This is a genomic window from Lentilactobacillus parafarraginis DSM 18390 = JCM 14109 (assembly GCF_001435895.1).
In the GTDB taxonomy this organism is placed as follows: Bacteria; Bacillota; Bacilli; order Lactobacillales; family Lactobacillaceae; genus Lentilactobacillus; species Lentilactobacillus parafarraginis.
In genome coordinates this window covers 17,759-43,965 of sequence record NZ_AZFZ01000002.1, presented here as the reverse complement: position 1 = coordinate 43,965, position 26,207 = coordinate 17,759, and the positions used below count along the sequence as shown (strand labels likewise).

Sequence of the window (26,207 nt, the reverse complement as noted above, 5' to 3'; positions counted from 1 at the left end):
ATTTTATTGAATAGAAACCGGAATTGAATATGGTTTCCGATTTCAACTCATCTGCCATTCCGGCAGTGCAAGGAGGGTTATTAACCCCGCTGATTCGCTGATGATTTAATTAGTTGGTTTGAAGTTGATGGTTTTGAGCTTCCTTTAAGAAGTAGCTGAATGGCTTCAAATCTTGAGCATCGTACTTCTTAACGAATTCATCGATCTTGGCTTTGTCCTGCCATGATGAGTCCAAGAACATGTGCTGAGTTGTAAATGGCATCTTGTGCGTTAACTTGACGTCAATGACAACCGGTTTGTCGGTCTTCTTGGCATCAGCTAAGGCCTTTTGCATGTCATCCTTGGTCTTAACGGTGTAGGTAACAGCACCCATGCCTTCGCATACTTTAGCCCAGTCGGTTGCTGGTAAATCAACACCCGACAATGGTTGATGCGAATCATCAGTCTGTTCTGCTTCAATGTAGCCAAGGGTTTCATTACTGAAGATGACGTTGACAACGTGCAGGTTGTACTTAACTTGCGTCATGACTTCTTCCATCAACATTGCAAAGCCACCATCACCGCTCAAGCTGTAAACATCACGATCCGGGTATTCCATCTTGGCAGCGATTGAAGCTGGCAGTGCAAAGCCCATGGTTGCGTAAATACCGGAAGTTGCCCACTTCTGATCGTCATGCATATCGATGAGCCGTTCAAAGTTAATGTTGACGTTTCCAACATCGATTGCCCAAACGGCTTTGTTAGAAGCGGTCTTGTTCAAAACATCAAAGATTGGTTCTGGACGAACCGGCATTTCGGTTGAATCGCTAAAGCTTGCCAACCAGTCATTCCAGTTCTTCTTATCAGCCAATGATGCTTGATAGAATGCGGATGGTTCCTTGGCTTCACCAGCGTCAATAATTGCCCGCAAGGCTTTCTTGGAATCTGCCAACATTGAAACGTCATTGTGACGCCGCTTGCCTAATTTTTCGCTTTCAATATCAATTTGGATAACCTTAGCGTTCTTATTAAACAGGAAGATACTGAATGGCACGTTGTTACCAACCCAAAGAATCAAGTCAGTGCTAAAGCCAATTTCAGAACCTGGTTTAGGCGCAACCCGGCCGGTTGATCCCAGGTATGCCGGGTAATCGTCTGGTAAAATGCCCTTGGCTAAAACGGATGAAACCAGTGGCATCTTGAACTTTTCGGAGGCTTCCTTTAATTCGTCGGCTGCATCTTTGGCACCAATCCCAAAGTAGATCATTGGGGACTTGGCATCCTTGATCATTTGAACAGCTTCGTTGACGTCTTCTTTACGTGGTTCTGGATAGAGCGGGGCAACGTGTGACTTAACGTTTGGTTGATAGTTGTCGTTAATTTCAGCCCAGCCAAAGTCCTTAGGAATTGTCAAAACGGCAACCCCATGCTTCATGTAGGCTTTGCGAATGGCTTCATCGGTCATTTCAGGTAAGGATTGCGCGGTCATAGCCGTCCGGTTCCATACAGCAACGTCGTCGAAGATTGGTTCTTCGTCCATTGCCTGGAAGAAGTCCTTGTTCATGTTGCTTGAAGGAACTTGGGCAACGATTGCCAAAACTGGAACCCCGTCACTCTTAGCGTCGTAGAGTCCGTTTAACAAATGAACGGCACCTGGGCCAGCTGAGCCAAAGCAAACCCCGATTTTGCCGGTTAACTTAGCTGAAGCGGAAGCGGCAATTGCGCCGGCCTCTTCATGACGGACTTGGACGAACTTCAATTGATTTTGTTGGTTATGAATTGCATTCATGGTCGAGTCAAATGAGCCACCTGGCAGGCCATAGATGTGGTCAACGCCCCATTGTTCAATTACTTTTAATACAGCATCGGATCCACTAATCTTTTCAACCATAGTAAATTAAACCTCCTAAAATTTTGATGAATTTATTACCCTTCACTTACCCGAGTATAGTATCGAATTTGTGAAATGTAAACGCTTTAATTTAAATTAATTAATTTTTTTAATGCCAAGTTGCAAAAATATTGAAATAAATGTTGGTTGTAAACCCCACTGTGACGGCATTAAGACAGATAGTTAATTTTTTAGTTTTAATATTCAGAAAAATTTACGGTAAAAAAGTTTGTGAAATTTTGCTCATTTTTTAGACGTTTAATTGAAAATTATTTTTGAAAAATCACTCACTAATTCTTGATCATTTTTGAGGGTCAATATCCTTTGGAAAAAGGGGAAATGCCAGGAGACGTTGCCGAATTATCGGCGTTTTCACCGGCAATGATATATAAAAACTATTTATAACCATCTATATGTTTGACTATAATGGTTCATAAATAGTAACATCATCTTGAAGATGATTGAAAGCGTTTTAACTGCGCTGAAAATTTTTTGCGATTATTTGTGATTTTGGTCACAAAAATTGGCGATGAACGCTTCAACATCAGGGTTTCATTTGGTATTCTGATTAATACGATGGTTGTTATGAACATTTAGTGGAGGTAATTTATATGTCAAACAAAGATGTCCGCGTTGAAGAAGATACATTAGGTCCAGTTGAGATTCCAGCTTCAGCATTGTGGGGACCCCAAACAGAAAGAAGCCGAAATAACTTTCCTACCGGCCAATTCATGCCCCTACCAATTATCAAAGCGTTATTGCAAATTAAGAAGGCTGCCGCTCAGGCCAACGCCGAAGAGGGTGCCTTAAGCAACGACAAGAGTCAGTTAATCGTTAAGGCAATTGATTCATTACTGGCCCTTTCTGATGAGGATTTACGAAAAGACTTCCCATTAAAGGTTTATCAAACCGGGTCAGGAACCCAAACTAACATGAACGTCAATGAAGTCGTTGCCCATAAGGCGGCTCAACTTGATGATAGTATTGAAATTTTGCCAAATGACGATGTGAACCATGGCCAAAGTTCAAACGATATTTTCCCAACGGCTATGAATATTACCGCTAGTGAAGCCGTTCAAAATCTTGAAAAATCCGCTCAACATTTAATTGATGAATTAAAAGTTAAACAGGAAACCTACTGGCGAACGGTTAAAATTGGCCGGACCCACTTGCAGGATGCTACGCCATTGACATTTGGCCAAGAAGTCAGCGGCTGGGTCAGCATGGTTGAACATGACCTGTCATATCTCAAGAGTCTGGACCCAACCCTGCTGGAACTCGCAATGGGCGGGACCGCCGTTGGAACCGGCTTAAACGCTGCGCCACACTTTGCCCAAGATATTGCGGATCGCATGAGCAAGGTTTACGGATTGACATTCACGGCGGACACCAACAAGTTTGACGGATTGGCTGCTCACTCTGGCTTAAACGTTGTCCATGGTGCGATGAAGACACTGGCTGCCGACTTGATGAAGATCGCCAACGATGTCCGTTTCTTGGCCAGTGGTCCCCGTGCCGGCTACGACGAATTGAACATTCCGGCTAACGAACCAGGTTCATCAATTATGCCCGGCAAAGTTAACCCAACTCAGGCCGAAGCCGTTACGATGGCTGCTGTTCGTGTAATGGGTAACGATGTGGTGGTTGATTTGGCCGCATCTCAAGGTAACTTTGAAATGAACGTTTATAAACCAGTTCTCATCGACGCCTTCCTGGAATCAGCCGATTTGTTAGCTGGAACAATGACGGGATTTGCTGACAAGATGATTCATGGCTTAACAGTCAATGCCGATCGGATGACCGAATTAGTCGACAACTCATTGATGACCGTTACCGCGTTGTCACCACACATTGGCTACCATGACAGTGCCAAGATTGCGCAAGCAGCTGATAAAGCTGGCAGCACATTGCGTGAAGCTGCGATTAAATCAGGCAAAGTCACCGCGGAACAGTTTGACGAATGGGTCGACCCATTAAAGATGACAAACATCGACAAGTAAGAGGAGAGACAATATGGCAAAATACGTCTTCAAACCGACAGACATTAAAGAACTCAAGGATCAATATGATCTGGTTGTGATTGGCTCAGGGGCAACCGGGTTGGTTGCTTCGCTGCAAGCTCATGAACTGGGGTTAAAGCCCGTTATTTTTGAAAAAATGGATAAGCTGGGCGGCAACACCAACCGGGCATCTTCCGGCATGAATGCCGCGGAAACCAGCGTTCAGTTAAAGCACCACATCGTGGATAGTTATGAAGAATTTTACGAAGATACCTATCGCGGCGGCGGTGAGATGAATAACAAAGAAATGCTGCAGTACTTTACAACCCATGGCGCATTAGCCATTGATTGGCTGGCAGATCACGGCATTCATTTGGATGACCTGACGATCACCGGCGGCATGAAAATTAAGCGGACCCACCGCCCAGCCAGTCTCGCTCCAATCGGCGGGTTTCTGGTTACCGAATTACTGAAATTAGTTGAAAAGCAACAAATTCCGGTGTTTACTGACGTTCACGTTGACAAACTCAACCAAACTGGGAACGTCGTTGACGGGGTAACGGCAACTCTTGGTGACGGTTCGCAAACCGAAATTAAAGCCGATGCCGTTGTCCTGGCAACCGGTGGATTTGGTGCCAGCAAGGACATCATCAAGAAATACCGTCCCGACCTGGTTGACTACAACACGACCAACCAACCCGGTGCTACCGGTGATGGTATTAAGCTTGCCCAACAAGTGGGGGCTGGATTAGTTGATATGGATCAAATTCAGGTTCACCCAACCGTCCAGCAGGACACCGACCACGCTTTTCTGATTGGTGAAGCCACCCGAGGTGAGGGCGCTATCTTAGTTAATGGTGAAGGTAAACGATTTGTGAACGAACTTGATACCCGAAAGAACGTCACCAACGCCATTAATGGGCTGCCTGAAAAGAGTGCCTATCTGATTCTGGATTCAGGTATCCGTGAACATGTGAAGGCTCTGGACTTCTATGATCATGTTGGCTTGGTCGTTCACGGTGAGTCGATTGCGGACTTGGCAACTAACATTAAGGTGGATTCCGGTAACCTGGAAAAGACGGTTTCCGATTGGAACACGGCGGTTGCCGATCAAAACGATTCCCAATTTGGGCGATCAACCGGGATGGAACGCGATATTTCGCATGGCCCATTCTTCGCCATCCACATCGCCCCAGCGGTTCACTACACAATGGGCGGCGTCAAGATTAACCGTAAAGCCCAAGTGCTCGCTGACGACGGTAACCCAATTAAAGGCTTGTTTGCCGGTGGTGAAGTTGCCGGTGGTCTGCACGGAAATAACCGAATCGGCGGCAATTCAATTGCTGAAACGGTCATCTTTGGTCGTCAAGCTGGCGAACAGTCATTTAAGTACATTCAGGACACAAAGAATTAGTAAAAATTTTTACGACAATCAAATCAATTAATGGTAGGCTGGAAACAAAACAAATCGTTTTGTCCCAGCCTTTTGTCGAACTTAATGGTTTGCCGTTTTTAATTTAAAGTTGAACAGGAAAGGACCCAAAACGTCATGAAAGTACGCGTACCCTATGGTGAAAAGGATGCCTTTAACATTGAAATTGCCGATAATCAGCTTGTCGGCGTTTATAATCCCAACCCAGTGACCAAACCTGACGCTGATCAGGTGATCAGTGAGGCCCTGGCGCATCCGATTGATTCGCCGTCTTTCGACGAATTCATTAATACTGATAAGAAAATTGTCTTTATCGTAAATGACGGAACTCGGCCAACGCCGACCGCCAAGATTTTGAAACTCATTTATCCAAAAATTAAGGATAAAAACATTTCGTTCATCGTGGCAACGGGCGTTCACCGGGCACCAACCGAAGCGGAATACCGCTTTATTTTTGGATCTGATATATACGAAGATCTGAAGGCACGTGGCTTGATTCACAGCCATGACAGTAAGAATGATCCGATGGACTACTTGGGGAAATCGAAAAACGGCACTGAAATGTACATCAATAAGATCGTTGCCGAAGCTGATCGGGTGGTTCCGATCAGTTCCATTGAGCCCCACTACTTTGCGGGATACACCGGCGGCCGGAAATCATTTCTGCCTGGTGTCGCCTCGTACAAGACAATCTCGGAAAATCATCACTTGGCCCTAATGGATTCTGCCCGGGCGATGAATTTAAAGGGCAATCCGGTTCATGAAGACATGATGGACGCCATGAAGGTATTGAAGGACCTGAACATCTTTGCCATCGAAACCGTTCTGGATAGCGACCACGATGTATACGCGGTCACAACCGGCGACTTAAACGGATCCTTTTACGCGGGGATTGATAAGGCTAAGGAAGTCTTTGGCGTCAAAATTCCGCATAAGGCTGATATCGTCATTTCGGCGGCACCCTATCCCATGGACGTTGACCTGTATCAGTCACAGAAGGCCCTGGACAATGGTAAATTGGCGTTAAATAAGGACGGTATTTTGATTTTGGTGGCGACTTGCCGGACCGGAATTGGGCCGAAACCGTTTTATAACCTCCTTAGTTCTGAAAAAACTGCTGCGGGGGTTCTTAAAAAAATCGACGAGAGCTGGCATTTGGGCTACCACAAGGCGGCAAAAATGGCGCAAATCGACACGTGGGCTTCAACTTGGGCAGTCACTGAGTTGACCGACGAAGAGATGCGCAACGTGCATTTCAAGCCGTTTCATGATTTAAAGGTTGCCTATGCCGAAGCACTGGCCCAAAAAGGACCGGATGCTTCCGTGATTGTGCTGCCTGCCGGTTCCTTAACGGTTCCGGAAGCCCCGAATGCAAATTAAAGATTCACTTATTGAGTTCGCAGTTTTAAAATAATAATAACTTACGACCGATAGTTGAATGAGCAAAGGAAGTGTGGCTGTGGCAAGCGAAATTAAGGACATTTTGAACAAGCTGGCGCGCAATCAAATTGATGTGGATCAGGCGGCGGAATTGTTGTCACAAAAAACGGTTTCCGATTTAGATTTTTCCAAAGTTGACCTGGAACGCCAGAAGCGCACCGGTTATCCGGAAGTCATTTATGGCGAGGGCAAAACGGTTGATCAAATTGTTGCCATCATGAGTGCCCTGCACACCAATCACCAAAATATTTTGGCGACCCGGATTTCACCTGAGCAGGCTGCAGGAATTCAAAAGGCGTTGCCCAACGTCACCTATCACGAGACCGCCCGCTGTATGACGGAAGTTGCAACTCGGCAACCGGAAACCAAGTCGTTCATTGCCGTTGTCACAGCTGGGACAACCGATATTCCGGTTGCCGAAGAGGCCGCCGTGACTGCGGAGTTATATGGAAACCGAGTTCAGAAGGTTTATGATGTTGGGGTGGCCGGTTTGCAGCGGTTGCTGATGCATATCGATACGATTCGTCAGGCTAAGGTTGTGATTGTCGTTGCCGGTATGGAGGGCGCGTTAGTCAGTGTTGTCGGCGGATTAGTGGACGTGCCCGTGATTGCCGTTCCCACCAGCGTTGGCTATGGGGCCAGCTTTAAGGGCATGACCGCTTTGATGGCGATGCTGAATAGCTGCGCTTCCGGCGTGACGGTGGTAAATATCGACAATGGTTTTGGTGCCGCGTATTCGGCTAGTATGATCAATCATTTAGGAGGCACGGATGACTAAACTATATTTAGATGCGTTTTCGGGAATTAGTGGCGACATGTTTATCGGCGCGCTCTTGGATCTGGGAATTGATTTTAAGGCGTTTAAGGATCAGTTGGCCCGCTTACACGTTTCCGGCTATGAATTGACCGCTGAACGGGTTGCCCACAGTAGTATTTACGGGACTAACTTTGATACGGTACTGGCTGTTGCCGGCAAGGACGACGCTCCGGTTTCAGCTGAAGAAGCTCATGCCCATCACCATCATGGACCGCATCGTCATCTCAAGGACATTACGGAGTTGATCGATAAGAGCGATTTGTCTGCCGCCGTGAAGCGCCATTCAATTGCGGTGTTTACGGACATTGCCCAAGCCGAAGCCAAAGTCCATCATATGCCCCTCGATGACGTTCACTTTCATGAAGTGGGGGCCCTGGATTCGATCGTCGACATTGTCGGGGCGTTTGTGGCCTTGGAACTTCTCGATGTTGACGAGGTTCATTGCTCGCAAATTGCTGATGGCTCCGGGTTCATCAAGGTTGCCCACGGTGTCATGCCGGTCCCGGTTCCCGCGGTGATGCAAATGCGGGTAGGAACCAGTATTCCCGTTCGGCAGGAAACCAACGTGCGAACCGAGCTGGTAACGCCAACCGGTATGGGGATCGTTAAAGAGATTGTCAGTGAATTTGGCACGGTTCCTGAAGACTGGGAAATCCAGGGTGTCGGTTATGGATTTGGTAACCGCAAGATTCCCCAGTTTAATGCTTTACGGGTGCTGAAATGTAAAAAAAAAATTTAAGTGACCACGTCGTCAAGCACGACAAGGACCAGATTACGCTGATTGACGCCAATATTGATGATCAATCACCGGAAACCCTGGCGCCGGTTATCGATCAACTGATGGATGCCGGGGCGCTGGACGCCTACTTTACGCCGATCCAGATGAAAAAGAATCGGCCGGCAACCCAATTTAGTGTGTTGGTTCAACCAGCTGATCGGGACCGGTTAGCCGAGTTGGTTTTACGACTGACAACCACGATCGGGGTGCGGTATCAAACCTTGAACCGCACGGTGATGAATCGCGATTTTGAAACGGTTCAGACGCAATTCGGTGCGATCCGGGTTAAAGTGGCCACATTTAAAGATATTGCAAAACGCACACCGGAATTTGAAGATTGTCTAGCGGCGGCTAAGCACTACCACGTCGCGCTTCAGGACGTCTATCAAGCGGTGTATCGGAAACTTGATTAATTTGACAAGATGAAGGGATGGATGGCTTATGACAGAATTAGATCAAAAACAACGTAAACTTGAATCAATCATTAAGCAGTATTCACGAGTAGTTGTTGCCTTTTCCGGCGGGATTGACAGTACGCTTGTCCTGGCTGAAGCTTTAAAAGTTCTGGGACGGGATAACGTCCTTGCGGTGGTAGCTAACTCGGAATTGTTCACCAACGAGGAATATGACAAGGCAATCGCGCTTGCAAAGGACTTGAAGGCAACCGTTCGTGGTGTCAATATTGATTATTTATCTAACGCCCACATTGTCGCAAACGAACCGGAAACTTGGTATTTCAGCAAGAAACTTTTCTATAATCGAATGACTGAAATTGCCACGGAAGGCCACTACGACGCCGTTTTTGATGGAATGATTATGGACGACCTGAGTGATTTCCGGCCCGGGTTAATCGCTCGAAATGAGGCTGGAGCAGTCAGCGTGCTTGAAAAGGCTGGGTTCTACAAGAAAGATGTCCGCGAACTTGCTAAGAAACTCGGGCTGAATAATTGGAACAAAGTTGCCAGTTGCTCGATTTCGTCGCGGTTCCCATACTATACCAAGTTAACTACTGAACGAATTAGTCGGGTGATGAAGTCAGAGAAGTTTCTCCGGGATCTTGGCTTCCCGATCGTCCGGGTTCGATTCCACAATGAAATTGCCCGAATTGAAGTTCCCGCTGACCGGCTCAATGATTTGATTAGTCAGCATGATCGGGTTCAAGATGCGTTGACGTCGTACGGATTCAAGTACGTGACCGTTGATATGGCTGGCTTTAAGAGCGGCCGAATGAACGACGATCTGTCACAGGCGACAAAGGCAAAATTAACCGCAACCGAAAAATAATTTTGATAATCATTTTGAACTACGGAGACGCGAACTTGGCGCCTCTTTTTTTGGCGCAGTGAGCGGGTTGGATTGGTTATTTTTTGCGTGAAAGCGGATACAGCACTATAATTAATTTAGTAAGTTCCAAAGCTTATGATATTAAGGAGATGGCAATTATGGATGCAATTAGATATTATTCACGAACGGGGAACACCGAAAAGCTGGCAAATATGCTGGCAGATCAGTTGAACGTTAAGGCTGAAACCATTGATACGCCGATCACGGATACCGTTGATCGATTATTTCTGGGCGGTGGCGTTTATAATATGAGCGCTGATAAGCACCTCAAAGAATATGCTAAGGATTTAGATCCCACGAAGGTTAAGGAAGTTTATTTATTTGGCACTTCTGGAAGCGTATTCACGATTGAAAAGCAAATTTCGAAGATTTTGGATAAAAAGAAGATTCCGATTGCCGATCAACACCTATTTCTTCACGGCGTTATGCCAAAGATGGGGAATATCAGCAGTCATCAGCAAAAAGAAGTTACCGATTTTGTAAAGGGTGCCGTTACCCAGTAAATTGGATTGTTGGAAAGTATGGATTGCCAGTTCAATCAATTACGATTGATTATCATCATTACTAATCTTGTGGATGTGTTGAGATTGGATCTACAACCCAATTTGAAGATTAAGTAAGGGATGATTTTATGATTAAGTGGTTACGAGATACAAAAAGTGGCATGTGGATAATGACCGTTCTGCGGTTATACATTGGTTTTGAGTGGTTAATGGATGGTTTTGAGAAACTCACAAAGGGGTTTGATGCCAAAGGCTTTGTCATGGGGGCAATTAAGAATCCCGTCATGGCACCAACCGGTCAGCCGGCGTATGGTTGGTACGGTTCGTTTCTAAAGAGTTTTGTTCTACCGCATATCTCATTCTTTAATTTCTGTGTTTCATGGGGTGAATTACTGGTTGGTCTTGGCCTATTCTTCGGAACACTGACAACGGCCGCCGCATTCTTTGGGATGCTGATGAACTTTGCCTATGTGCTAGCAGGAACGGTTTCCGTTAACCCAACATTCATTATCATTGAGTTCTTAATTTTGGCCGCTGGATACAATGCCGGTAAGATTGGCTTGGATCGCTGGATTGTTCCGTTCTTACGGGAAAAGATGCCGTTTTTGCAGCGATCAGTCACTCAGTCAACAAAATAGTCGATTTAATAAATGAATTCAGCGTTTAATGATTGAAATAATTCTTTGGGATTATTTTAGTCAGGAGACGCTGTTTTTGTTATGATTAGGGGTGTTTGAATACTGAGTAGGCCACTTGATTAAGCCTAAATATACTAAACGAGGTGATCACGGTGATTGAATTCTCACACGTGACGAAGCAATATCCCGATCTGGTTGCACTTAAAGACCTGAATCTAACCATCAATGACGGGGAACTATTTGTTCTTGTTGGCCCATCTGGCAGTGGGAAAACGACATTGTTAAAAATGATTAACCGGTTGGTTGTTCCAACGGCGGGATCTGTTAAAATTGATCATCAAGACGTATCGCAAACCAATATTCGCCTGCTACGGCGCGGAATTGGCTATGTTTTGCAAACTGGGGCGCTCTTTCCGAACATGACCGTGGCTGAGAATGCTGCGATTCAGTTAGACAACCTCGGGTGGGATCCCCAGAAAAAGCATGACCGAATCGTTGACTTGATGAACCGCGTCAATTTAGATCCAGATGTATTTTTGGTAAAAATGCCAAGTGAACTATCGGGTGGTGAAGCGCAGCGCGTCGGCATTGTCAGGGCCCTGGCTGGTAGGCCTAAGCTGGTCTTGATGGATGAACCATTTAGTGCGTTAGACCCGGTATCACGGCGGCAGCTTCAGAAAATTATGATTGAACTCCACAAGCAAATTGATACGACGATTGTCTTTGTGACCCACGATATTCATGAGGCGACATTACTCGCCGACAGACTGGCGATTATCCATAATGGTGTTCTGCTGCAGGTGGGTGAACCGGATCACATGATGGCCAATCCAGCCGACGATTTTGTGAAGTATTTTTTTGACGCTGAAGATTCTGGCAGTCGGCTGCTTGAGCAAGTGGTGGCGTCGGGATTAGGGCGGCCGAAAACCGCGGCCGATAACGTGATTGAATTACGCAACGATCAAACCGTGTACGAATGGGCGGGATTACTGGAACGCAATCCAAACGAGCGGGTTTCCGTTGATGGCTTGGTTCTGACCGCCAGTGATTTGATTTCCTACATTGCCGACTTTGCGAAGGGAGGTCAGCGATGACCGATTCAGTTGTTAATTACGTGAATAAAAATTGGACCGCGATTCTTCAGGCTCTCTGGCAGCACATTACCATTTCGGTGATTGCGATGCTGATCACCATTGCAATTGCGATTCCCTTAGCGATTGTCTTGGTTAACCGACCCAAAATTGGTGAGGTGATTTCCCAAATTGCCGGGGTGATTCAAACGATTCCCAGTTTAGCCGTCTTAGGGATCCTGATTCCGTTTGTTGGCATTGGAACGGTGCCCGCAATTATCGCGCTGGTTTTGTACGCAATTATGCCAATTTTTCAAAATACCTATGCCGGCCTGACCCATATTGATCCGGTGCTGATTGAAGCGGCGGACGCGCTTGGGGTTACCCGCCGGTTTAAACTGTTTCGAATTGAACTACCACTGGCGATGCCGATGATTCTCTCCGGGATTCGGATCGCAACCGTTTTGGTAATCGGAACCGCGACGTTAGCGGCTCTAATCGGTGGCGGCGGTCTGGGAACCTATATTCTGCTGGGCATTCAGACCAATAACAATGCCGCCCTAATTGTCGGTGCGGTGCTCTCGGCGATTCTGGCGTTGATTGCGAGTTGGCTGATTAAGGTCTTGGCAAAAGTTTCCTTCAAAAAATTGGGGATCGGTCTGGTCACCCTGCTGGTACTTGGCGGCATTGGCTTTGGCTGGACCCAGCTAACCCGCCCATCGCAAACCATCACCATCGCGGGGAAGATGGGGGGCGAGCCTGAAATTTTAATTAATATGTATAAGGATTTAATCGAGGAAAACCAGCCAAATGTCCACGTGCAGTTAAAACCAAACTTTGGTGGCACGAGTTTCCTATTCAAGGCCTTGCAAAGCGGTAAGGTTGACGTTTATCCGGAATTTACCGGAACGGCGCTTCAATCTCTAGTTAAGAAGCCCAACGGCATTAACCGCAATCCTCGAAAAGCTTATCAGGATGCTAAACGCGAACTAAACGCGAAGTTCAAAATGACTTATTTGCAACCAATGGCTTATCAGAATGGCTATGCGATGGCCGTGCGACGATCGACAGCCAAGCGGTACCATTTAAGGACGGTTGCCGATTTAGCAAGGGTGGGCGGTCGCCTTAAAGGGGCGTTTGATCCAGATTTTTATCAGCAGTCTGACGGTTATCCTGGTTTACAAAAAGCTTACCATCTGAGTTTGAAATCGGTGCGCACCATGGAGCCGTCGTTACGTTATGAAGCTTTGGCAGATGGGCGCGTGGACGTGACCGACGCGTACACCACTGATCCGCAGATTCGCCAGTATCATCTGGTGACACTCGTTGATTCAAAGAAATTCTTCCCGCCGTACCAGGGAGCGCCATTGATGACCAATCAGTTCGCAAAGCGGCATCCGGAAGTGGTGCGCGATTTAAATCGGCTTGCTGGGAAAATTTCAACAACGGATATGCAGGAGATGAACTATCAGGTAACTGTGAAACATCTGAAGGCTGCGGATGTTGCCAGGCATTATCTGATACACCATGATTTGATGAAGTAACGTAAATGGGGTGAAAATAATGAAAGCAATTGTTGTTACGCACGCAGGTGGTCCGGAAGTTTTAGAATATAAGGAGGTTCCAACCCCGAAAGTGAAGCCCGGCTGGACGTTGGTTAAGGTGAAGGGGTTTGGGATTAATCACTCCGAAATCTTTACCCGTCAAGGGTACTCGCCAAGTGTGCATTTCCCACGTATTTTGGGGATTGAAGCGGTTGGCGAAGTTGCCGAGACGTCGACGCCTGATCAGTTTAAAGTTGGCCAACGGGTGATTTCCATTATGGGCGAAATGGGTCGGGCCTTCGATGGGGGGTATGCCGAGTACGTCCTGCTTCCGAACAAGCAGGTTTATCCGGTAAAGACCTCGTTAAGCTGGGAGCAGTTAGCAACCATTCCCGAGACCTACTACACCGCGTTTGGCATTCTCAAAAGTTTGCGATTATCGAAAACCGATCGGGTTCTAGTTCGCGCGGCAACCAGCGGGGTTGGCCTTGCCAGCATGAAACTAATCAAGGGCTTTTCACCACAAATAACGGTTGCTGGGACATCACGATCCACCGCTAAATTAGACCAGTTGCGTCAGGCAGGGTTTGACGAAGCATTTGTTGCCAACGAGACGCTTCCAACTGACCAGAAGCCCTTCGATAAGATCATTGATTTGGTTGGCCCAACAACGCTTTTAGATTCATTGAAACACCTAACGGAATTTGGGATTGTGAATATGACCGGGGAGCTTGGCGGCAAGTGGACAATTCCGGAATTTGAACCGATTTCGGCGATTCCCAATAATCGCTATTTGACCACCTTTTCTTCCGGGGAAAGGGTGTCCTTCGCAGCGGTTCAGGAAATGGTTAGTTTTGTCGAAGAGCACCATGTCGATGCCACTCCAGCGAAGGTTTTCAGTTTACCGGAAACCCGGTTAGCTCACGAATATCTTGAGAGCCATGATAGTTTTGGAAAAGTCATTGTGATGGTGTAATGTTGATCATTAACTAAAAGCCGTGGTGACCCAAAGTAGGGCCATCACGGCTTTTGAATACCAGAGATCAAACATCATTCAAATAATTGCGGGTTACTCACGAAACCGTCGGGTGATGTATTCCAACATTTCGATAATAATCAGGAGAACGCCAACACCAAGCATACCGATTCCAAAATCAAACATGTATTGCTGCCATGGATAAGTACCGGTGTAAGAAAGGTCAAAAATTCCTTTGACAATGAAGAGGACTGTCGCAAGTGAAATAGCGGACAATGCCAGAGCATCAATGATTTTTGGAATGACTTGTTTTAACATTGGCAGGACCTCCTGATAATTTTTTGGCATAATTATATTTTACACAACCTAAAAGCTGTTAAAGATACTATAATGGAAATACGAGGCCAACACAAGGTTAATTATTTTACAGTTTCAATTTTTTTGTAACATTTCGTAACGTTGATATCACGGCCTCTAGAATCGGTATTTTCCATATTAATATATTAGAATGATTCTAAGTTAGGTGGTATTTCTACTTTAGAATTGTTATAATGTAGGCACAGTATAAATGGAGGAGGAATTTATTGTGAAAGTTATTGTTGTTGGTTCATCTCATGGTGGCTTTGAAGCAGTTCGTGAATTATTGGCAACGCAGCCGGATGCAGAAATTCAATGGTACGAAAAGGGTGACTTTGTGTCCTTTCTTTCTTGCGGGATGCAGCTCTATCTTGAAGGCGTCGTAAAAGATGTGAACAATGTCCGTTACGCAACGGCTGAAGGAATGCGGGCCAAGGGCGTGCATGTCTTCGTTCGTCAAGAAGTTGCCAGCATTTCACCAGACAAACATGAAGTTCACGTGAAGAACCTGGCTGATGGGACTGAACGTGATGAAAGTTACGATAAATTAATCCTGAGTGCTGGTGCCGTGCCGGTTGAATTGCCGGTTCCAGGTAACGATTTAGATAACGTTTATTATATGCGGGGCCGTGATTGGGCAATGAAGCTTAAGCGTGCCACCGTTGAACCAACCATTAAGAACGTCGTGGTTATCGGTTCTGGTTACATTGGGATTGAAGCCGCTGAAGTCTTCGCGAAGGCCGGCAAGAACGTCACGGTGATTGATATTTTGCCGCGCTTGCTCAGTGTCTATCTGGACAAAGAGTTTACCAGTGTTCTTACGAAGGAAATGGCTGAGAACGGGGTTCACGCCGCATCCGGTGAAACGGTTAAAGAAATCGTTGGCAAGGACGGTAAAGTTGCCAAGGTTGTGACCGATCAGGCTGAATATCCCGCAGAATTAGTGGTTGAAGCCGTTAGTGTCAGACCAAATACCAAGTGGCTTGCCGATACATTGGAACTGAACAGTAACGGTACCATTAAAACCGACGAGTATCAGCGCACGAGTCAACCAGATATCTTCGCGGTTGGCGATGCGACTAAGATTAAGTTTGCGCCAACTGACAAACCAGCTCAGATTGCGTTGGCTACCAATGGCCGGCGTCAGGGGCGGTATGCCGTTAAGAACTTAACGGACGCTAAGTATCCAACCCCGGCGGTTTCCGGTTCATCGGCATTGAGTGTGTTTGATTACCACTTTGCTTCAACTGGAATTAAGGAAGGCACTGCCGATAAGTTTGGCATGACCACCCAATCCGTCTACGTTGAAGATACCTACCGACCACCATTTGTACCAGCAGATCAGAATCCAAAGGTTCAGTTCAAACTCACCTTTGACCCAACCGATGGCAGAATCTTAGGCGCCCAAATCATGTCAAAAGCTGACGTTACTGCGAATATTAATGTCATTTCGCTGGCAATCCAACAGAAATTGACCGTTGATGACTTGGCATACGCTGACTTCTTCTTCCAACCAGGATTTGACCGGCCATGGAACATTATTAATGTGGCGGCTCAAAAAGCGCAACGCGAGTTAGCTAAATAACGAGTTCGTTTGAAAAACTGAAACAGGATCGGAAACCTTTGAAAGTGGTTTTCGATCCTGTTTTATGCTTAATGGAAATTATTTTGGAATGGACCCTAATTAGATTCCCAATCGCCAACCTCAACGCAGTAACCGTGATAGCCACAATGCGGACAGGTTAACTTACGAGTCTTCGCCGTATGCCGGGAAAAGAAGAAGCTCTTCATTGGGGGCTGAAATACTGTGTGGCATTGCGGGCAAACGTAACGGACCCGTTGGTAGTAGTAATGAACCGTATAAGTTGCCATGCCAATAATGATAATCAGTCCAATCAATGCTGGGTACCAAATGCCCGTTATGGCCCAGAGAACAATCACTGAAATTTCAATGATGTCCATGATAACTCCCAGCGTCATCATTGTGATATGCACCGTTCGTAATTTTTTGCGGCTTTCCATCATCGTCTCGATGCCAGTGAGTGTATTTGGAGAAATCATTTCCAAGTCACCAATGCTCCGGCGCGCTTGTTCAACTAAGGTGAGGCGCTTTTCTGAGGCCTTAATTTGATCGGTTAACGATCGGGTTTGCTCAACCAGCAATGAATCGAGAACCTGGTTTGCGTTTGGACTTTCCAGAACATCCTTGATGGTGGTTAGTGAAAGGCCCATTGACTTAAGCAGTTGAATAAGTTGCAACTGCTGGAGTTCGTGATCCGTATAGAGCCGGCGACCACCTTCAGACACCGTTGCCGGGTTAAGCAAGTCCTTGCGATCATAGTATTGAATTGTGCGGACGGAAACATTCGCTTTCTTGGCGATTTGACCCGTTGTGTAAGTTGACATCGATTTTCACCTCCAGGTCTATTTGTACAGGGTGACGTAACGTGATGAGCAAGCCTTTTGGCCAATTTCTTGAAATAATGTTTATAGGACTCCAAACAACCACATGCTTAGAAGAGTCAGTGAAATAAGAATTACTGCTAAGACGATAGTCGTTATTGGGACAATGAGGCGACTTTTTGTCGATTGCTGAGCGTTTCGGGGGACTGGCTGGCCCTTTTCGTACGCCAAAATCTCTTCGTAAGTCCTAAGGCGATGATCATATTTCCACCTCTCGATCTTTATTGCGTTAAAGAGCGACCAGCCTGCCGGGATCATAAAAAATAGTAACCCCCAGTTGGCAAAAAAGTAGAGTCCGGGGCCAACCAGGATGCCGGCCAAAAATAAGCCTCCCAGCATGTGCCAAGTTGTTCTGTGTTGCGCTGCAAGTTTGCGGTTCATTGTTTCCACGTCTCCTTTCACCAATTCATCCAGGGAAATGCCAAATTGGTTACTCAACAACAATAAACTGTCGATGTCCGGATAAGTCCGATCGTTTTCCCAGTTAGAAATTGTCTGGCGAGAAACAAAGAGTTTCTCGGCGAGTTCTTCCTGTGATAGACCTTCACGTTCACGATGGGTTTTGATCTGTTTGCTGAGGTTCAATTGGTTCATCTCCCTAATTTAAGTATGGCAAAAGTGCCGAATTTGCGCTATCAAAGTTCTTTTACATGGCTGCCGAACGGCATTGTCACGCGTGATGGTTGCTAATATTGGCCCTAAGTCGAATTACTTGCGAAAAGCCCTTACGAGAATATACTTAATTTGTTCAGAAAGTTATGGCACATTTTAATTGTGCCCGTCGTTTATGTATGAGGAGGAAAAAATATGGTAAAAATTGGGATTAATGGATTTGGCCGTATCGGTCGGTTAGCACTTCGCCGTATTTTGGAAGTTAACGATCCCGACATTGAAGTCACCGCAATTAACGATTTAACAACCCCTTCAATGCTCGCCTACCTGTTTAAATATGATTCAACCCATGGGACCCTGCCATATGATGTGAGTTCAACCGACGATTCAATTATTGTGAATGGTCATGAGTTCCATGTATACGCAGAACGGGATGCCGCAAATATTCCTTGGGCTAAAAACGATGGCGTGGAATTGGTTCTCGAATGTACCGGGTTCTACACTTCAAAAGAAAAATCACAGGCCCATTTGGACGCCGGCGTTAAGAAAGTCTTGATTTCTGCGCCAGCTGGTCCAATTAAGACAATTGTTTACAATGTTAACGATGATACCTTGGATGCAAGTGACCAAATTATCTCCGCAGGATCATGTACTACAAATGCTTTGGCACCAATGGCCGCAGCTTTGAACAAAGAATTTGGCATTGAAGTCGGCACAATGACCGCAATTCACGCCTTTACGAGTTCCCAAATGATTCTCGATGGGCCTAAGGGTAAGAAGAAGCGCCCTAACCGGACTGCTTCGTCCAACACAATCCCTCATTCCACTGGGGCTGCTAAAGCAATTGGCTTGGTTATTCCAGAACTGAATGGTCATTTGAATGGGCATGCCCAACGGGTTGCCGTTATTGACGGATCAGTTTGCGAACTGGTTTCCGTTTTGAAGACCAAGGACGTCACTGCTGATCAAGTCAATGACGCAATCAAGCCTTACACTAAGGATAACCCAGCATTCGGTTGGAATGAAGATGAAATTGTATCTTCTGATATCATTGGCGACACCCACGGGGCCGTTTATGATCCAACCCAAACCGAAGTAACTTCAAATGGTGACTTCCAAGTTGTTAAGACCGCTACCTGGTTTGACAACGAATATGGATTTGTTTCCAACTTTATCCGAACTGCTAAAGCATTCGGTAATAAGTAGTTTCATCAAAATGTGACTCGAACCATCACATGCAAAAGTCTCAAGGTCATTTCCTTGAGGCTTTTTTATTTCGACCGCGTGATATTGGATACGACATATTTTTCTATATGCCGTATATGGGTCATTTGTGTGCCTGCTGGCGAATTCGAATGGCAATGTTGAGGGCTAGAAAAATGATAAAAACGATGCTGGTGACGATGAATGTAAATCGCATGCCGAAGATAAACGCGTTTGGTGCTTGGACCGGATAGTTATTCACGGTGTGACCGAGAACGTGGTTAATGCCGGTGAAAAGTAAAATGCTTGAGAAAATCGTCCCGACTGTCATTCCGGTGTTTCGTGACAGACCTAACAGGCCGCTGGTGACTCCCAGTTGATTTTTCGGAACGGCTTGCATAACCATGACATTATTTGGGGCTTGAAAAACGCCGTTGCCAAGCCCAATTAAGCCTAACCAGCTGCAAAGTAACGGCAGTGACGTGTTGTGGGTTACGGTCGCCAGCCCGATTTGGCCGCCAACCAGAATGCCCATTCCGACAATGTAAACCTGCCAGTCGCCTAAGTGATCGGACAGGGTACCGGCCAGTGGGGCAATCATAATCTGAATCAGTGGAAAGCTCATCATGATGAGACCGGTCACCTCTGGAGAAATGAGGCGGTTAGCCTGAAGATAGAGCGGCTCAATGATGTTGACCACAAAATTGAGGGCGTATACGAGAATGGTTGCCACCAAGTTTAACGTGAAGTTTGCGTTTTTAAAAAGGCTAAAATTAATTGCGGGATTGGGGGCTTTCGATTCAGTTCTGATGAAAATAATGAGTAGAACGATTGTTGCCGCCATGAAGCTCATAAAACCAGCGTTCTTAAAGCCTGCTTCCTGTCCCCATAGGAGGCCGATAAAGAGGGTGCCCATCATGATGCCGAAGGATAATAGTCCGAAGACATCGATTGAATGATTTGAATTTGAGCGGTCCTTTGGCAGCACAAATTGCCCAACGATAATGGCAAAAATCCCCAGTGGCACGTTGATCCAGAAGATGTAAGCCCACGAAAGGTGAGCCAGAATTAAGCCGCCAAGTCCGGGACCGACAATTCCACCCAGCGCAACGACTGACGAAAAGCTGCCAAGCGCCAGGCCCTGTTTCTTAGGTGGAAATATCTCGGTAATGATGCCGGTATTATTGCTAAGAGTCATGCTGGCGCCGATTGCTTGCAGGCCGCGACAGATGAGCAAGAAGCCGAAGCCAAAATCAAGCCCGCACAGAAACGAGCTGATTGTGAAGATGATGGTGCCGATTTTGAAGATCTGAATTTTGCCAAAGAGATCCCCCAATTTACCAAATGGCAGCAGTAACATGCACGTTATGACCAGATAGCTGGAAGCCACCCAGTTAATTTGCGTTGTGGTCACCCGCATCGCCCGACTCATCACCGGCATGGCGATGTTGACAACACTGCTGGTTAAGGTCGACATAAATGAAAAGATGGAGATGGCGGTGAAGATCCACCAGATTTTTAAGGTGGTGACTTTCCCAGGCATGGATATCGCTTCCCTTGAGGTTATACTGAAACATTTTCTTCAGCATACCCCATTCGGATGGCAAAAGAAAAAGATCAGCGTTATTCAACTAAGCGCTCATCTTTAAGGGAATCATCAAAATACAAATTGGTTTTTACGAATGACCTGGATCAACGTGAAGCCAACTAAAATATTGACAACAGAAATAATACTCATCACAATCAGCGTCTCCGGCCAGTTTCCCAGGGTTGTCTTGATAACTCCAAAAATGGTGGGGCCAACGCTGGCAATCAAATAACCGATGGATTGCACGATGCCACCAACCGATCCAGCTTCCTGAGGCGTTTGCGAAATGGTCGTGATCATGGTCAGCGAAAAGGTGAAAACCGATGCCGTGGTGATGCCGAGAACCAGACAAGCCAAAATCAACAACCAAGTTGCGTCGAAGAAAATGAGGATCCCGGTACCCACCAGATAACCAGCCAACAGCGAACCCATGAGGATTTGTAAGTTAGCGACTTTCGTGGTGGCGCGGGGAACCAGGTATGCAAACGGGGCGCCAATAATTTGAAAAATTGAGAACAACCAGCCAGCCGTCGTTGCTGACAGCCCATGGGACGTTAGGACATTGGGCAGCCAGGCTACAATCGTATAGAAGATCATTGATTGTAACCCCATAAACAGTGCCAGCATCCACACGTGGCCCCGTTTCCAAATTGGTGTTTGGGATCCCCCTGCTGGGCGACTTGGGGCGGAACTTTGCCGGCGAGACTTCTTGTTGGGCAAAAGAAGCGTGGCCAGAAACGCAATAATGGCAGGTACGGAAAATAATTGGACGGTAAACTGCCAGCCTAAAGCATTCGCCACGGGTACCGCGATCCCGCCAACAATTGCCGAAATGATGTTAATTGAAGCGGTGTATACGCCGTTCAGCCGGCCAGCATCCTGGGGTTGCCGTTCAACAATGAGGGCCGGTAGGGAAACATTTAACATGGTAATTCCAGCGCCAACAAAGATCGTGCCCGCAAACATGCCCCAACTGACGTAAGTTCGCAGTAAATTGGCAATGGCAAGCATTAACAGCGCAAATTCGATGGTTCGTTTGGTGCCGAGGCGCCGAATAACCGGGGCCGTTAAAACCGATAAAAACCCAAAACAAAGTAAGGGAATGGTTGTTAAGGCACCGGTTAGGGCCGTTGTCAGGTGAAAGAATGCTTGAACTTTACTGACAATTGGTGGGATGCCAATGATTGCCAGGCGCAGGTTTGCGGCCAGAAGGAAAACTTCGAATGTGAAATTGATGCCTTGTTTATTTTGGTTCACGAGATGACCTCCAATTTGGTGAAATGTATGTAGGTGACCAAGGAAGCCCGGTGAATTGCGCTTACTTGGCCAATCGAGCACTGGATCCTAATAATAAAAGAAGCCGTCACTGGCTGACCGCTTCTTCTAACAAACTGATATTTTTCTTTGTCCACTGGATTGCAAGGTGAACATCCTGCTGTTCAATGGCTTTTAAAATGTTTTGATGAATGATGGGCTGATCACTGTGAAATTTAAGCTCGATAAACTGCTTACCGAAGCGATCGTTGAATGACTGCCAAAAGTGTTCGTAAATTGTCGCAATCACACTGTTATGGGCGGCTTCAATAATTGCTTCGTGAAATTTTTCGTCCGCTTGACGATAGGCTTCGATTGAATGACGTTTGGCAGCTGCCGCCCGAATTTCGAGATAATAGCCTAGAGCCTTCAAATCGGTTGCGTTACGGTTAAGGCAGGCAAGGTTAACAATGCTGATTTCCAGCGCTTTTCGCGCTTCATAGGCTTCAATTGCCGGCGCATCGCGTAACGATTTTGAAATGGTTTGGTCGGGTAGGGTGTCATGAATGACGGTGGTTCCTTTACCCTGCATCACTTCAATTAAACCGAGGTTTGCGAGCACTTTGATTGCCTCCCGGATGGTTGAACGGCCAACGTTGTATTGGGCCATCAAGTTTGGTTCGGTGGGGAGACGATCCCCAATTGCCAATTTGTGGTTTAAAATATCGGCTTCAATTTCCTGGGAGACTTTATCTGCTAAACTCTGGGACTTTGACTGATTGTTCTGGATGGTTGGCACTTCCTAACACCTCATTAAAGCTTACTTTTTTCCTCGTCATAACCTTCCAACAAGTTGGCATAACGGGCTAATGCAAATAGATAGTCTGAAAGGCGGTTCAGATACTCGAGAATTTCATCGTTTAACGGCTGGGTCTTATCGTTGAGTTCGACGACTAGTCGTTCGGCCTTCCGAGCTAATGCCCGGGCATACTGGAGGGCGGCACCGGATGGATTACCACCGGGGAGAATGAAGGCTTTGATCACGGGTAATTTGGCCATGATTGCATCGATTTCGGTTTCCAGCTGCTTGGTTTTATCATCGGTAATTTCATGATGCCGTTTAACGGTGATATCAGCCTGCAGTTCGTAAAGGTTATGCTGGATCAAGTTAAGCTTTGGCGCTAATTCCTGAGCTTTTGGCGACAGGATTGAGATCACATAACCCAGCCAAGAATCCAGTTCATCGATGGCCCCAAGTGCCTCAATCTGTAAGTCATACTTTGGGACCATTCGACCGGTGACCTGCTTGGTTTTACCGTGATCACCGACTTTAGTGTAGATTTTTACCATGTGTGTCGCTCCTTTGGATGTAAGGGTCAGTAGATTTATCATAAGCTAATTTTGCGCATTTTGCGATAATTAATTTTGGAAAATGAAAAATTTGTGGTACCTAATGAGGCTGCCGACCGGTAATGATTGCCTGCACAAATGCAGAAAGGCGCTCGTGGCCCAGCATAAATAATTTAAAATGGAGAATCCGCATTTCGCCCTTTTCCCGCCGAATTTCGTGATGGTATTCGCGGTTGATTGATTTAATCCGGCGTTGTTCTTCCTCAGGGGAATTTTGCGGGTCGGGCGTGTACGTGCCAAACACGGATTTATCGATAAAACGAATATTGCGAAGAAACTCCTCGCGCTGTTTTTCCGTCTTCTTGAATGGGTTCAAATGATTACCTCCTCACATAATGGTAATTTAACGCGGCTAATCGCGACCGTCAAGCGCCCAGGACGGGTTTTCGCCAAACAAAAACGGAAACCTTTGGTCAGATTTCCGTTCTTGGATCACCGCCATGAAATGGGTGATTGGATGATTCGAATTTAAAAGATCATTATTACTTAATTGGGCAGGCGCCGCCTTCACAGTCGGTTTGACCGATAATTTCGGCACCCTTTTGATCATGGTTACCGCTTAATTGTTCAAAGGTCCGTTGAACGTCACCATGAATCTGCATAACCTTTTCTTCGTAAACTTTTGGCTCGATTGGTTCCTTAGGAGCTTGCTTGAATTCGTTACCAACGTAAGGCAATAACGACGTTGACTTAGTGGTGAAGCGGTACTGCTTCATCAGTGGGGCAATCTGGTCGCCTTCATCTGGTTGGAATGTAACGGTACAGCTAACCGCGTTATCGGACCAGTAAGTCTGCAGGAATGCCTGGGTGGCAAATTGTTCAGCAATCGAAACGTTCCCAGCTGAAGCAAAGGCTTTGCTGTCAGCGTGAGCAGCGCGGATTGGGAATTCAGCAACCATGGTGTTCTTGGAGTAAACGTCCTTTTCAACGTGGTAGCCGCAAGCTTTCAAAGCTGGCAGCAACGGATCAGAATCTTGGAACCGGATTCGTTGAATCAAGTAAGGGGCGTAGTGGAAGTGCATGCCTTCCGAAACGCCGGCTAATTTAGCAACGGTCCCTGATGGCTTAACGGTTGTGTGCTTGAGGGAGGTGTTGCAGCCCAGTTCATCTGAGTAGTCCTTATCAGCTTTCACAACGGCCTTGTATAAACCATCAACCATTTTAACGGCACGTTTGTCGTAAATCGGCTTCTTGATTGCTTCGCCGGTTTCAGGATCCTTGGCGTCTTCGTAACCAACAACGACCCGGTTACCTAATTCGCTTAAAATCCAGTCCTGAATCCCGGACATTGAGATACCAATCCGGCGATTCTTCTTGATTGCTTTACGAGAAACTTCCCAGTCGTATGGGCTGAAAGTAACCCGCTTGGAGAAACGAGTCCCCAAAGCAAAGGCTTCATCGAGGTCCCAATTTTGCTGGCTGGCAACGTAAGGGAAGACTTCAAAGAGGTTACATGGTTCACCGTTTGAAAGTGAAATTTCACCACATGGGTTAGTCCCCTCAACGTTTGGATCGATGTCCTTTTGCAAGCCATCAATTTTACGGCCGTAGTTCTTGGATAATTCCAAGTTCACGATGCCGGGTTCGCCATTATGTTGAATGGAGTCGGCGATTGGCCCGTAATTGCTGAATTTTGAGTCAACGGCAACACTGTTGTTAGAAGCCCAACGGTGATGCATGAGCTTTTCTTGGTCCTGCTTCATGGTGATGAAATCCTCATCATCGGCGGAGCCCAATGCTAATTCGGCAGAACGGCGAACGTTTCCGGCAACAACGGTCTTACCAATCATGTTGCCAATATCGGTCATGTCAACGGATGACAAGTGACGACGAACGCGGGCGTTCAAAATCTTGTTAATGTCAAATAACATTTCGATGAGCGGCATTGGACCAGAGGCAGTTCCACCAAAGCCCTTGATCTTAGCACCCTTTTCACGGATGTCACTCATATCAAGAACCAGGTTCTTTTGACCCTTTGGATTAGTTGAAGCAAAGTGCAGGTCAATCAGATGCGCGTTTGAAAGAACCCAGCCTTCGCGGGTATCGGGCAGGCGATAGTAAGCTGCATCAGTAATTGAATGCTTCTCAAAGTAGGCGTCCTTGTCAACGGCCCCCATTTTGAGGGAAGCATCGTAGGACTTACTATTCTTGTCAATCACGATGGTCAAGTTGACTTCGTTGTTGACCAACGGAATCTTATGAACGTTTTCTTTAACGACAGAAAAACCGACACCGCCGCCCTTCATTAATTGGTCAAACATGAAGGAGTAGGGCATTGAAACGGCTGGCTGATCCTTCTTCAAATATTCGGGCATAATGTGGCTGTCACCGTATGGTTGTGGGCGAATGCCGATAAACCAACAGTTGTTCAGGGCATCCCCGTTGCGAGCCTCATAAGGGGTTCCTGAGATCCACAGGTTTCGACCTGATGGGGTTGCGGCAAGTCCGTAAATTAACTTGTAAAGTTTCTTGGCTTCGTCGGTTAATTCACTGACTACTTGGGGATCCACATTGTTCTGGTGAAGTCGTGGGTCGAGGTTGATATTGCCCTCAACAACCCGCTTAACGGTTTCGTCCCAGTTCTCTGTCCGCTGCTTCTCTGGGATCCAACGGGCGTAAGTTCTCTTATATGTAACCCAGCCTAATTCGCCCCAGTGCGGTGTGATTTCGCTTTTTACTCGATTTATAAATTCATCAGATAGTGAAACTGATGAAAGTTTCATTGCTTGCATAACGATTCCTCCCGTACTTTTCATAAGTATTTCTTGTACTCATATTGACTTTGTTTCAGTCGTTTTTGATCGATTCGACACTATATATAGTATCTCGATGCGGACTGATAAGCAATATATTGTGCCTAAGAGAAATCGTCAGATGAACCGATGAACCGCGAGGCGACAAGGCTTGG

Annotated in this window: 24 protein-coding genes; 14 read left to right on the top strand and 10 right to left on the bottom strand. The window is 46.4% G+C overall.

What is annotated here, in order from left to right; all coding sequences use genetic code 11:
- Window positions 1-109 precede the first annotated feature (109 nt).
- A complete protein-coding gene (gene spxB, locus FD47_RS00825; protein WP_056979924.1) occupies window positions 110-1,870 on the bottom strand; it encodes a pyruvate oxidase in 1,761 nt (586 codons plus the stop codon).
- Window positions 1,871-2,481: 611 nt separating this feature from the next.
- On the opposite strand from spxB, the gene FD47_RS00820 reads away from it, so the two are divergent.
- From FD47_RS00820 to FD47_RS00765, 12 genes are all read left to right on the top strand, one after another.
- The gene (locus FD47_RS00820; protein WP_056979923.1) at window positions 2,482-3,870 is read left to right on the top strand and encodes a class II fumarate hydratase; all 1,389 of its coding nucleotides are present in this window, start codon (window positions 2,482-2,484) and stop codon (window positions 3,868-3,870) included.
- Window positions 3,871-3,883: 13 nt separating this feature from the next.
- Window positions 3,884-5,284 (top strand): flavocytochrome c, encoded by a 1,401-nt coding sequence (locus FD47_RS00815; RefSeq protein ID WP_056979922.1) that lies wholly within the window; start codon window positions 3,884-3,886, stop codon window positions 5,282-5,284.
- A 135-nt stretch (window positions 5,285-5,419) separates the two neighbouring features.
- A complete protein-coding gene (locus FD47_RS00810) occupies window positions 5,420-6,682 on the top strand; it encodes a lactate racemase domain-containing protein (RefSeq protein WP_054732216.1) in 1,263 nt (420 codons plus the stop codon).
- Between the two features lie 58 nt (window positions 6,683-6,740).
- Window positions 6,741-7,520, top strand: a complete 780-nt coding sequence (gene larB / locus FD47_RS00805; protein WP_056979921.1) for a nickel pincer cofactor biosynthesis protein LarB — start codon at window positions 6,741-6,743, stop codon at window positions 7,518-7,520.
- A complete protein-coding gene (gene larC, locus FD47_RS16055; RefSeq protein ID WP_056979920.1) occupies window positions 7,513-8,298 on the top strand; it encodes a nickel pincer cofactor biosynthesis protein LarC in 786 nt (261 codons plus the stop codon). The genes larB and larC overlap by 8 nt, the downstream gene beginning before the upstream one ends.
- A 32-nt stretch (window positions 8,299-8,330) precedes the next feature.
- Window positions 8,331-8,750 carry a nickel pincer cofactor biosynthesis protein LarC2 gene (gene larC2 / locus FD47_RS16050; protein ID WP_225352681.1) on the top strand — a complete coding sequence of 140 codons (420 nt, stop codon included), beginning with the start codon at window positions 8,331-8,333 and terminating at the stop codon, window positions 8,748-8,750.
- A gap of 28 nt (window positions 8,751-8,778) precedes the next feature.
- On the top strand, window positions 8,779-9,621 hold the full coding sequence (larE, locus tag FD47_RS00790) for an ATP-dependent sacrificial sulfur transferase LarE (RefSeq protein WP_008210917.1): 843 nt from the start codon (window positions 8,779-8,781) through the stop codon (window positions 9,619-9,621).
- 158 nt (window positions 9,622-9,779) lie between these two features.
- Window positions 9,780-10,184 carry a flavodoxin family protein gene (locus tag FD47_RS00785; protein WP_169790552.1) on the top strand — a complete coding sequence of 135 codons (405 nt, stop codon included), beginning with the start codon at window positions 9,780-9,782 and terminating at the stop codon, window positions 10,182-10,184.
- 128 nt (window positions 10,185-10,312) lie between these two features.
- Window positions 10,313-10,822: a DoxX family membrane protein gene (locus FD47_RS00780; RefSeq protein WP_054732212.1), complete on the top strand. Its 510-nt coding sequence runs from the start codon at window positions 10,313-10,315 to the stop codon at window positions 10,820-10,822.
- 152 nt (window positions 10,823-10,974) lie between these two features.
- Complete coding sequence (locus tag FD47_RS00775; RefSeq protein ID WP_054732210.1) at window positions 10,975-11,916, top strand: ATP-binding cassette domain-containing protein; 942 nt, start codon at window positions 10,975-10,977, stop codon at window positions 11,914-11,916.
- Window positions 11,913-13,436, top strand: a complete 1,524-nt coding sequence (locus FD47_RS00770; protein ID WP_054732209.1) for an ABC transporter permease/substrate-binding protein — start codon at window positions 11,913-11,915, stop codon at window positions 13,434-13,436. The genes FD47_RS00775 and FD47_RS00770 overlap by 4 nt, the downstream gene beginning before the upstream one ends.
- Before the next feature lie 19 nt (window positions 13,437-13,455).
- Window positions 13,456-14,412, top strand: coding sequence for a zinc-binding alcohol dehydrogenase family protein (locus tag FD47_RS00765; RefSeq protein WP_054732206.1), 957 nt, complete (start codon window positions 13,456-13,458; stop codon window positions 14,410-14,412).
- 93 nt (window positions 14,413-14,505) lie between these two features.
- On the opposite strand, the gene FD47_RS00760 is transcribed toward FD47_RS00765, so the two are convergent.
- The gene (locus FD47_RS00760; RefSeq protein ID WP_040537526.1) at window positions 14,506-14,730 is read right to left on the bottom strand and encodes a hypothetical protein; all 225 of its coding nucleotides are present in this window, start codon (window positions 14,728-14,730) and stop codon (window positions 14,506-14,508) included.
- Window positions 14,731-14,998: 268 nt separating this feature from the next.
- Here FD47_RS00760 and FD47_RS00755 point away from each other — a divergent pair, with 268 nt between their 5' ends.
- Window positions 14,999-16,354, top strand: a complete 1,356-nt coding sequence (locus tag FD47_RS00755; RefSeq protein WP_056979919.1) for an FAD-dependent oxidoreductase — start codon at window positions 14,999-15,001, stop codon at window positions 16,352-16,354.
- A 95-nt stretch (window positions 16,355-16,449) separates the two neighbouring features.
- On the opposite strand, the gene FD47_RS00750 is transcribed toward FD47_RS00755, so the two are convergent.
- Both FD47_RS00750 and FD47_RS00745 read right to left on the bottom strand, forming a co-directional pair.
- Window positions 16,450-17,175 (bottom strand): MerR family transcriptional regulator, encoded by a 726-nt coding sequence (locus FD47_RS00750; RefSeq protein ID WP_054732205.1) that lies wholly within the window; start codon window positions 17,173-17,175, stop codon window positions 16,450-16,452.
- A gap of 81 nt (window positions 17,176-17,256) precedes the next feature.
- The gene (locus FD47_RS00745) at window positions 17,257-17,817 is read right to left on the bottom strand and encodes a helix-turn-helix domain-containing protein (protein WP_054732203.1); all 561 of its coding nucleotides are present in this window, start codon (window positions 17,815-17,817) and stop codon (window positions 17,257-17,259) included.
- 222 nt (window positions 17,818-18,039) lie between these two features.
- Between FD47_RS00745 and gap the strand changes: the two genes are divergently transcribed.
- The gene (gene gap / locus FD47_RS00740; RefSeq protein WP_054732201.1) at window positions 18,040-19,050 is read left to right on the top strand and encodes a type I glyceraldehyde-3-phosphate dehydrogenase; all 1,011 of its coding nucleotides are present in this window, start codon (window positions 18,040-18,042) and stop codon (window positions 19,048-19,050) included.
- A 121-nt stretch (window positions 19,051-19,171) separates the two neighbouring features.
- On the opposite strand, the gene FD47_RS00735 is transcribed toward gap, so the two are convergent.
- The 6 genes from FD47_RS00735 to nrdJ all read right to left on the bottom strand — a co-directional run bounded on the left by FD47_RS00735 (window position 19,172) and on the right by nrdJ (window position 26,031).
- Window positions 19,172-20,590: an MFS transporter gene (locus FD47_RS00735; RefSeq protein ID WP_056979918.1), complete on the bottom strand. Its 1,419-nt coding sequence runs from the start codon at window positions 20,588-20,590 to the stop codon at window positions 19,172-19,174.
- Between the two features lie 114 nt (window positions 20,591-20,704).
- A complete protein-coding gene (locus FD47_RS00730; protein WP_054732199.1) occupies window positions 20,705-21,892 on the bottom strand; it encodes an MFS transporter in 1,188 nt (395 codons plus the stop codon).
- Between the two features lie 106 nt (window positions 21,893-21,998).
- A complete protein-coding gene (locus FD47_RS00725; RefSeq protein ID WP_054732197.1) occupies window positions 21,999-22,688 on the bottom strand; it encodes a FadR/GntR family transcriptional regulator in 690 nt (229 codons plus the stop codon).
- Window positions 22,689-22,702: 14 nt separating this feature from the next.
- Window positions 22,703-23,239: a cob(I)yrinic acid a,c-diamide adenosyltransferase gene (locus FD47_RS00720; protein WP_054732195.1), complete on the bottom strand. Its 537-nt coding sequence runs from the start codon at window positions 23,237-23,239 to the stop codon at window positions 22,703-22,705.
- Between the two features lie 100 nt (window positions 23,240-23,339).
- Window positions 23,340-23,615 carry a hypothetical protein gene (locus tag FD47_RS00715; protein ID WP_056979917.1) on the bottom strand — a complete coding sequence of 92 codons (276 nt, stop codon included), beginning with the start codon at window positions 23,613-23,615 and terminating at the stop codon, window positions 23,340-23,342.
- A gap of 166 nt (window positions 23,616-23,781) precedes the next feature.
- Complete coding sequence (gene nrdJ / locus FD47_RS00710; protein WP_040537491.1) at window positions 23,782-26,031, bottom strand: ribonucleoside-triphosphate reductase, adenosylcobalamin-dependent; 2,250 nt, start codon at window positions 26,029-26,031, stop codon at window positions 23,782-23,784.
- Between the last annotated feature and the right edge of the window lie 176 nt (window positions 26,032-26,207).

Bases quoted from the DNA above. Each gene is read 5' to 3' on its own strand.
- FD47_RS00735 (WP_056979918.1), bottom strand. From the start codon at position 20,590: ATGCCTGGGAAAGTCACCACCTTAAAAATCTGGTGGATCTTCACCGCC.
- FD47_RS00760 (WP_040537526.1), bottom strand. From the start codon at position 14,730: ATGTTAAAACAAGTCATTCCAAAAATCATTGATGCTCTGGCATTGTCC.
- FD47_RS00770 (WP_054732209.1), top strand. From the start codon at position 11,913: ATGACCGATTCAGTTGTTAATTACGTGAATAAAAATTGGACCGCGATT.
- FD47_RS00780 (WP_054732212.1), top strand. From the start codon at position 10,313: ATGATTAAGTGGTTACGAGATACAAAAAGTGGCATGTGGATAATGACC.
- FD47_RS00765 (WP_054732206.1), top strand. From the start codon at position 13,456: ATGAAAGCAATTGTTGTTACGCACGCAGGTGGTCCGGAAGTTTTAGAA.
- FD47_RS00720 (WP_054732195.1), bottom strand. From the start codon at position 23,239: ATGGTAAAAATCTACACTAAAGTCGGTGATCACGGTAAAACCAAGCAG.
- FD47_RS00820 (WP_056979923.1), top strand. From the start codon at position 2,482: ATGTCAAACAAAGATGTCCGCGTTGAAGAAGATACATTAGGTCCAGTT.
- FD47_RS00815 (WP_056979922.1), top strand. From the start codon at position 3,884: ATGGCAAAATACGTCTTCAAACCGACAGACATTAAAGAACTCAAGGAT.
- larE (WP_008210917.1), top strand. From the start codon at position 8,779: ATGACAGAATTAGATCAAAAACAACGTAAACTTGAATCAATCATTAAG.
- FD47_RS00785 (WP_169790552.1), top strand. From the start codon at position 9,780: ATGGATGCAATTAGATATTATTCACGAACGGGGAACACCGAAAAGCTG.
- larC (WP_056979920.1), top strand. From the start codon at position 7,513: ATGACTAAACTATATTTAGATGCGTTTTCGGGAATTAGTGGCGACATG.
- nrdJ (WP_040537491.1), bottom strand. From the start codon at position 26,031: ATGCAAGCAATGAAACTTTCATCAGTTTCACTATCTGATGAATTTATA.
- FD47_RS00810 (WP_054732216.1), top strand. From the start codon at position 5,420: ATGAAAGTACGCGTACCCTATGGTGAAAAGGATGCCTTTAACATTGAA.
- larB (WP_056979921.1), top strand. From the start codon at position 6,741: ATGAGCAAAGGAAGTGTGGCTGTGGCAAGCGAAATTAAGGACATTTTG.
- gap (WP_054732201.1), top strand. From the start codon at position 18,040: ATGGTAAAAATTGGGATTAATGGATTTGGCCGTATCGGTCGGTTAGCA.
- FD47_RS00750 (WP_054732205.1), bottom strand. From the start codon at position 17,175: ATGTCAACTTACACAACGGGTCAAATCGCCAAGAAAGCGAATGTTTCC.
- spxB (WP_056979924.1), bottom strand. From the start codon at position 1,870: ATGGTTGAAAAGATTAGTGGATCCGATGCTGTATTAAAAGTAATTGAA.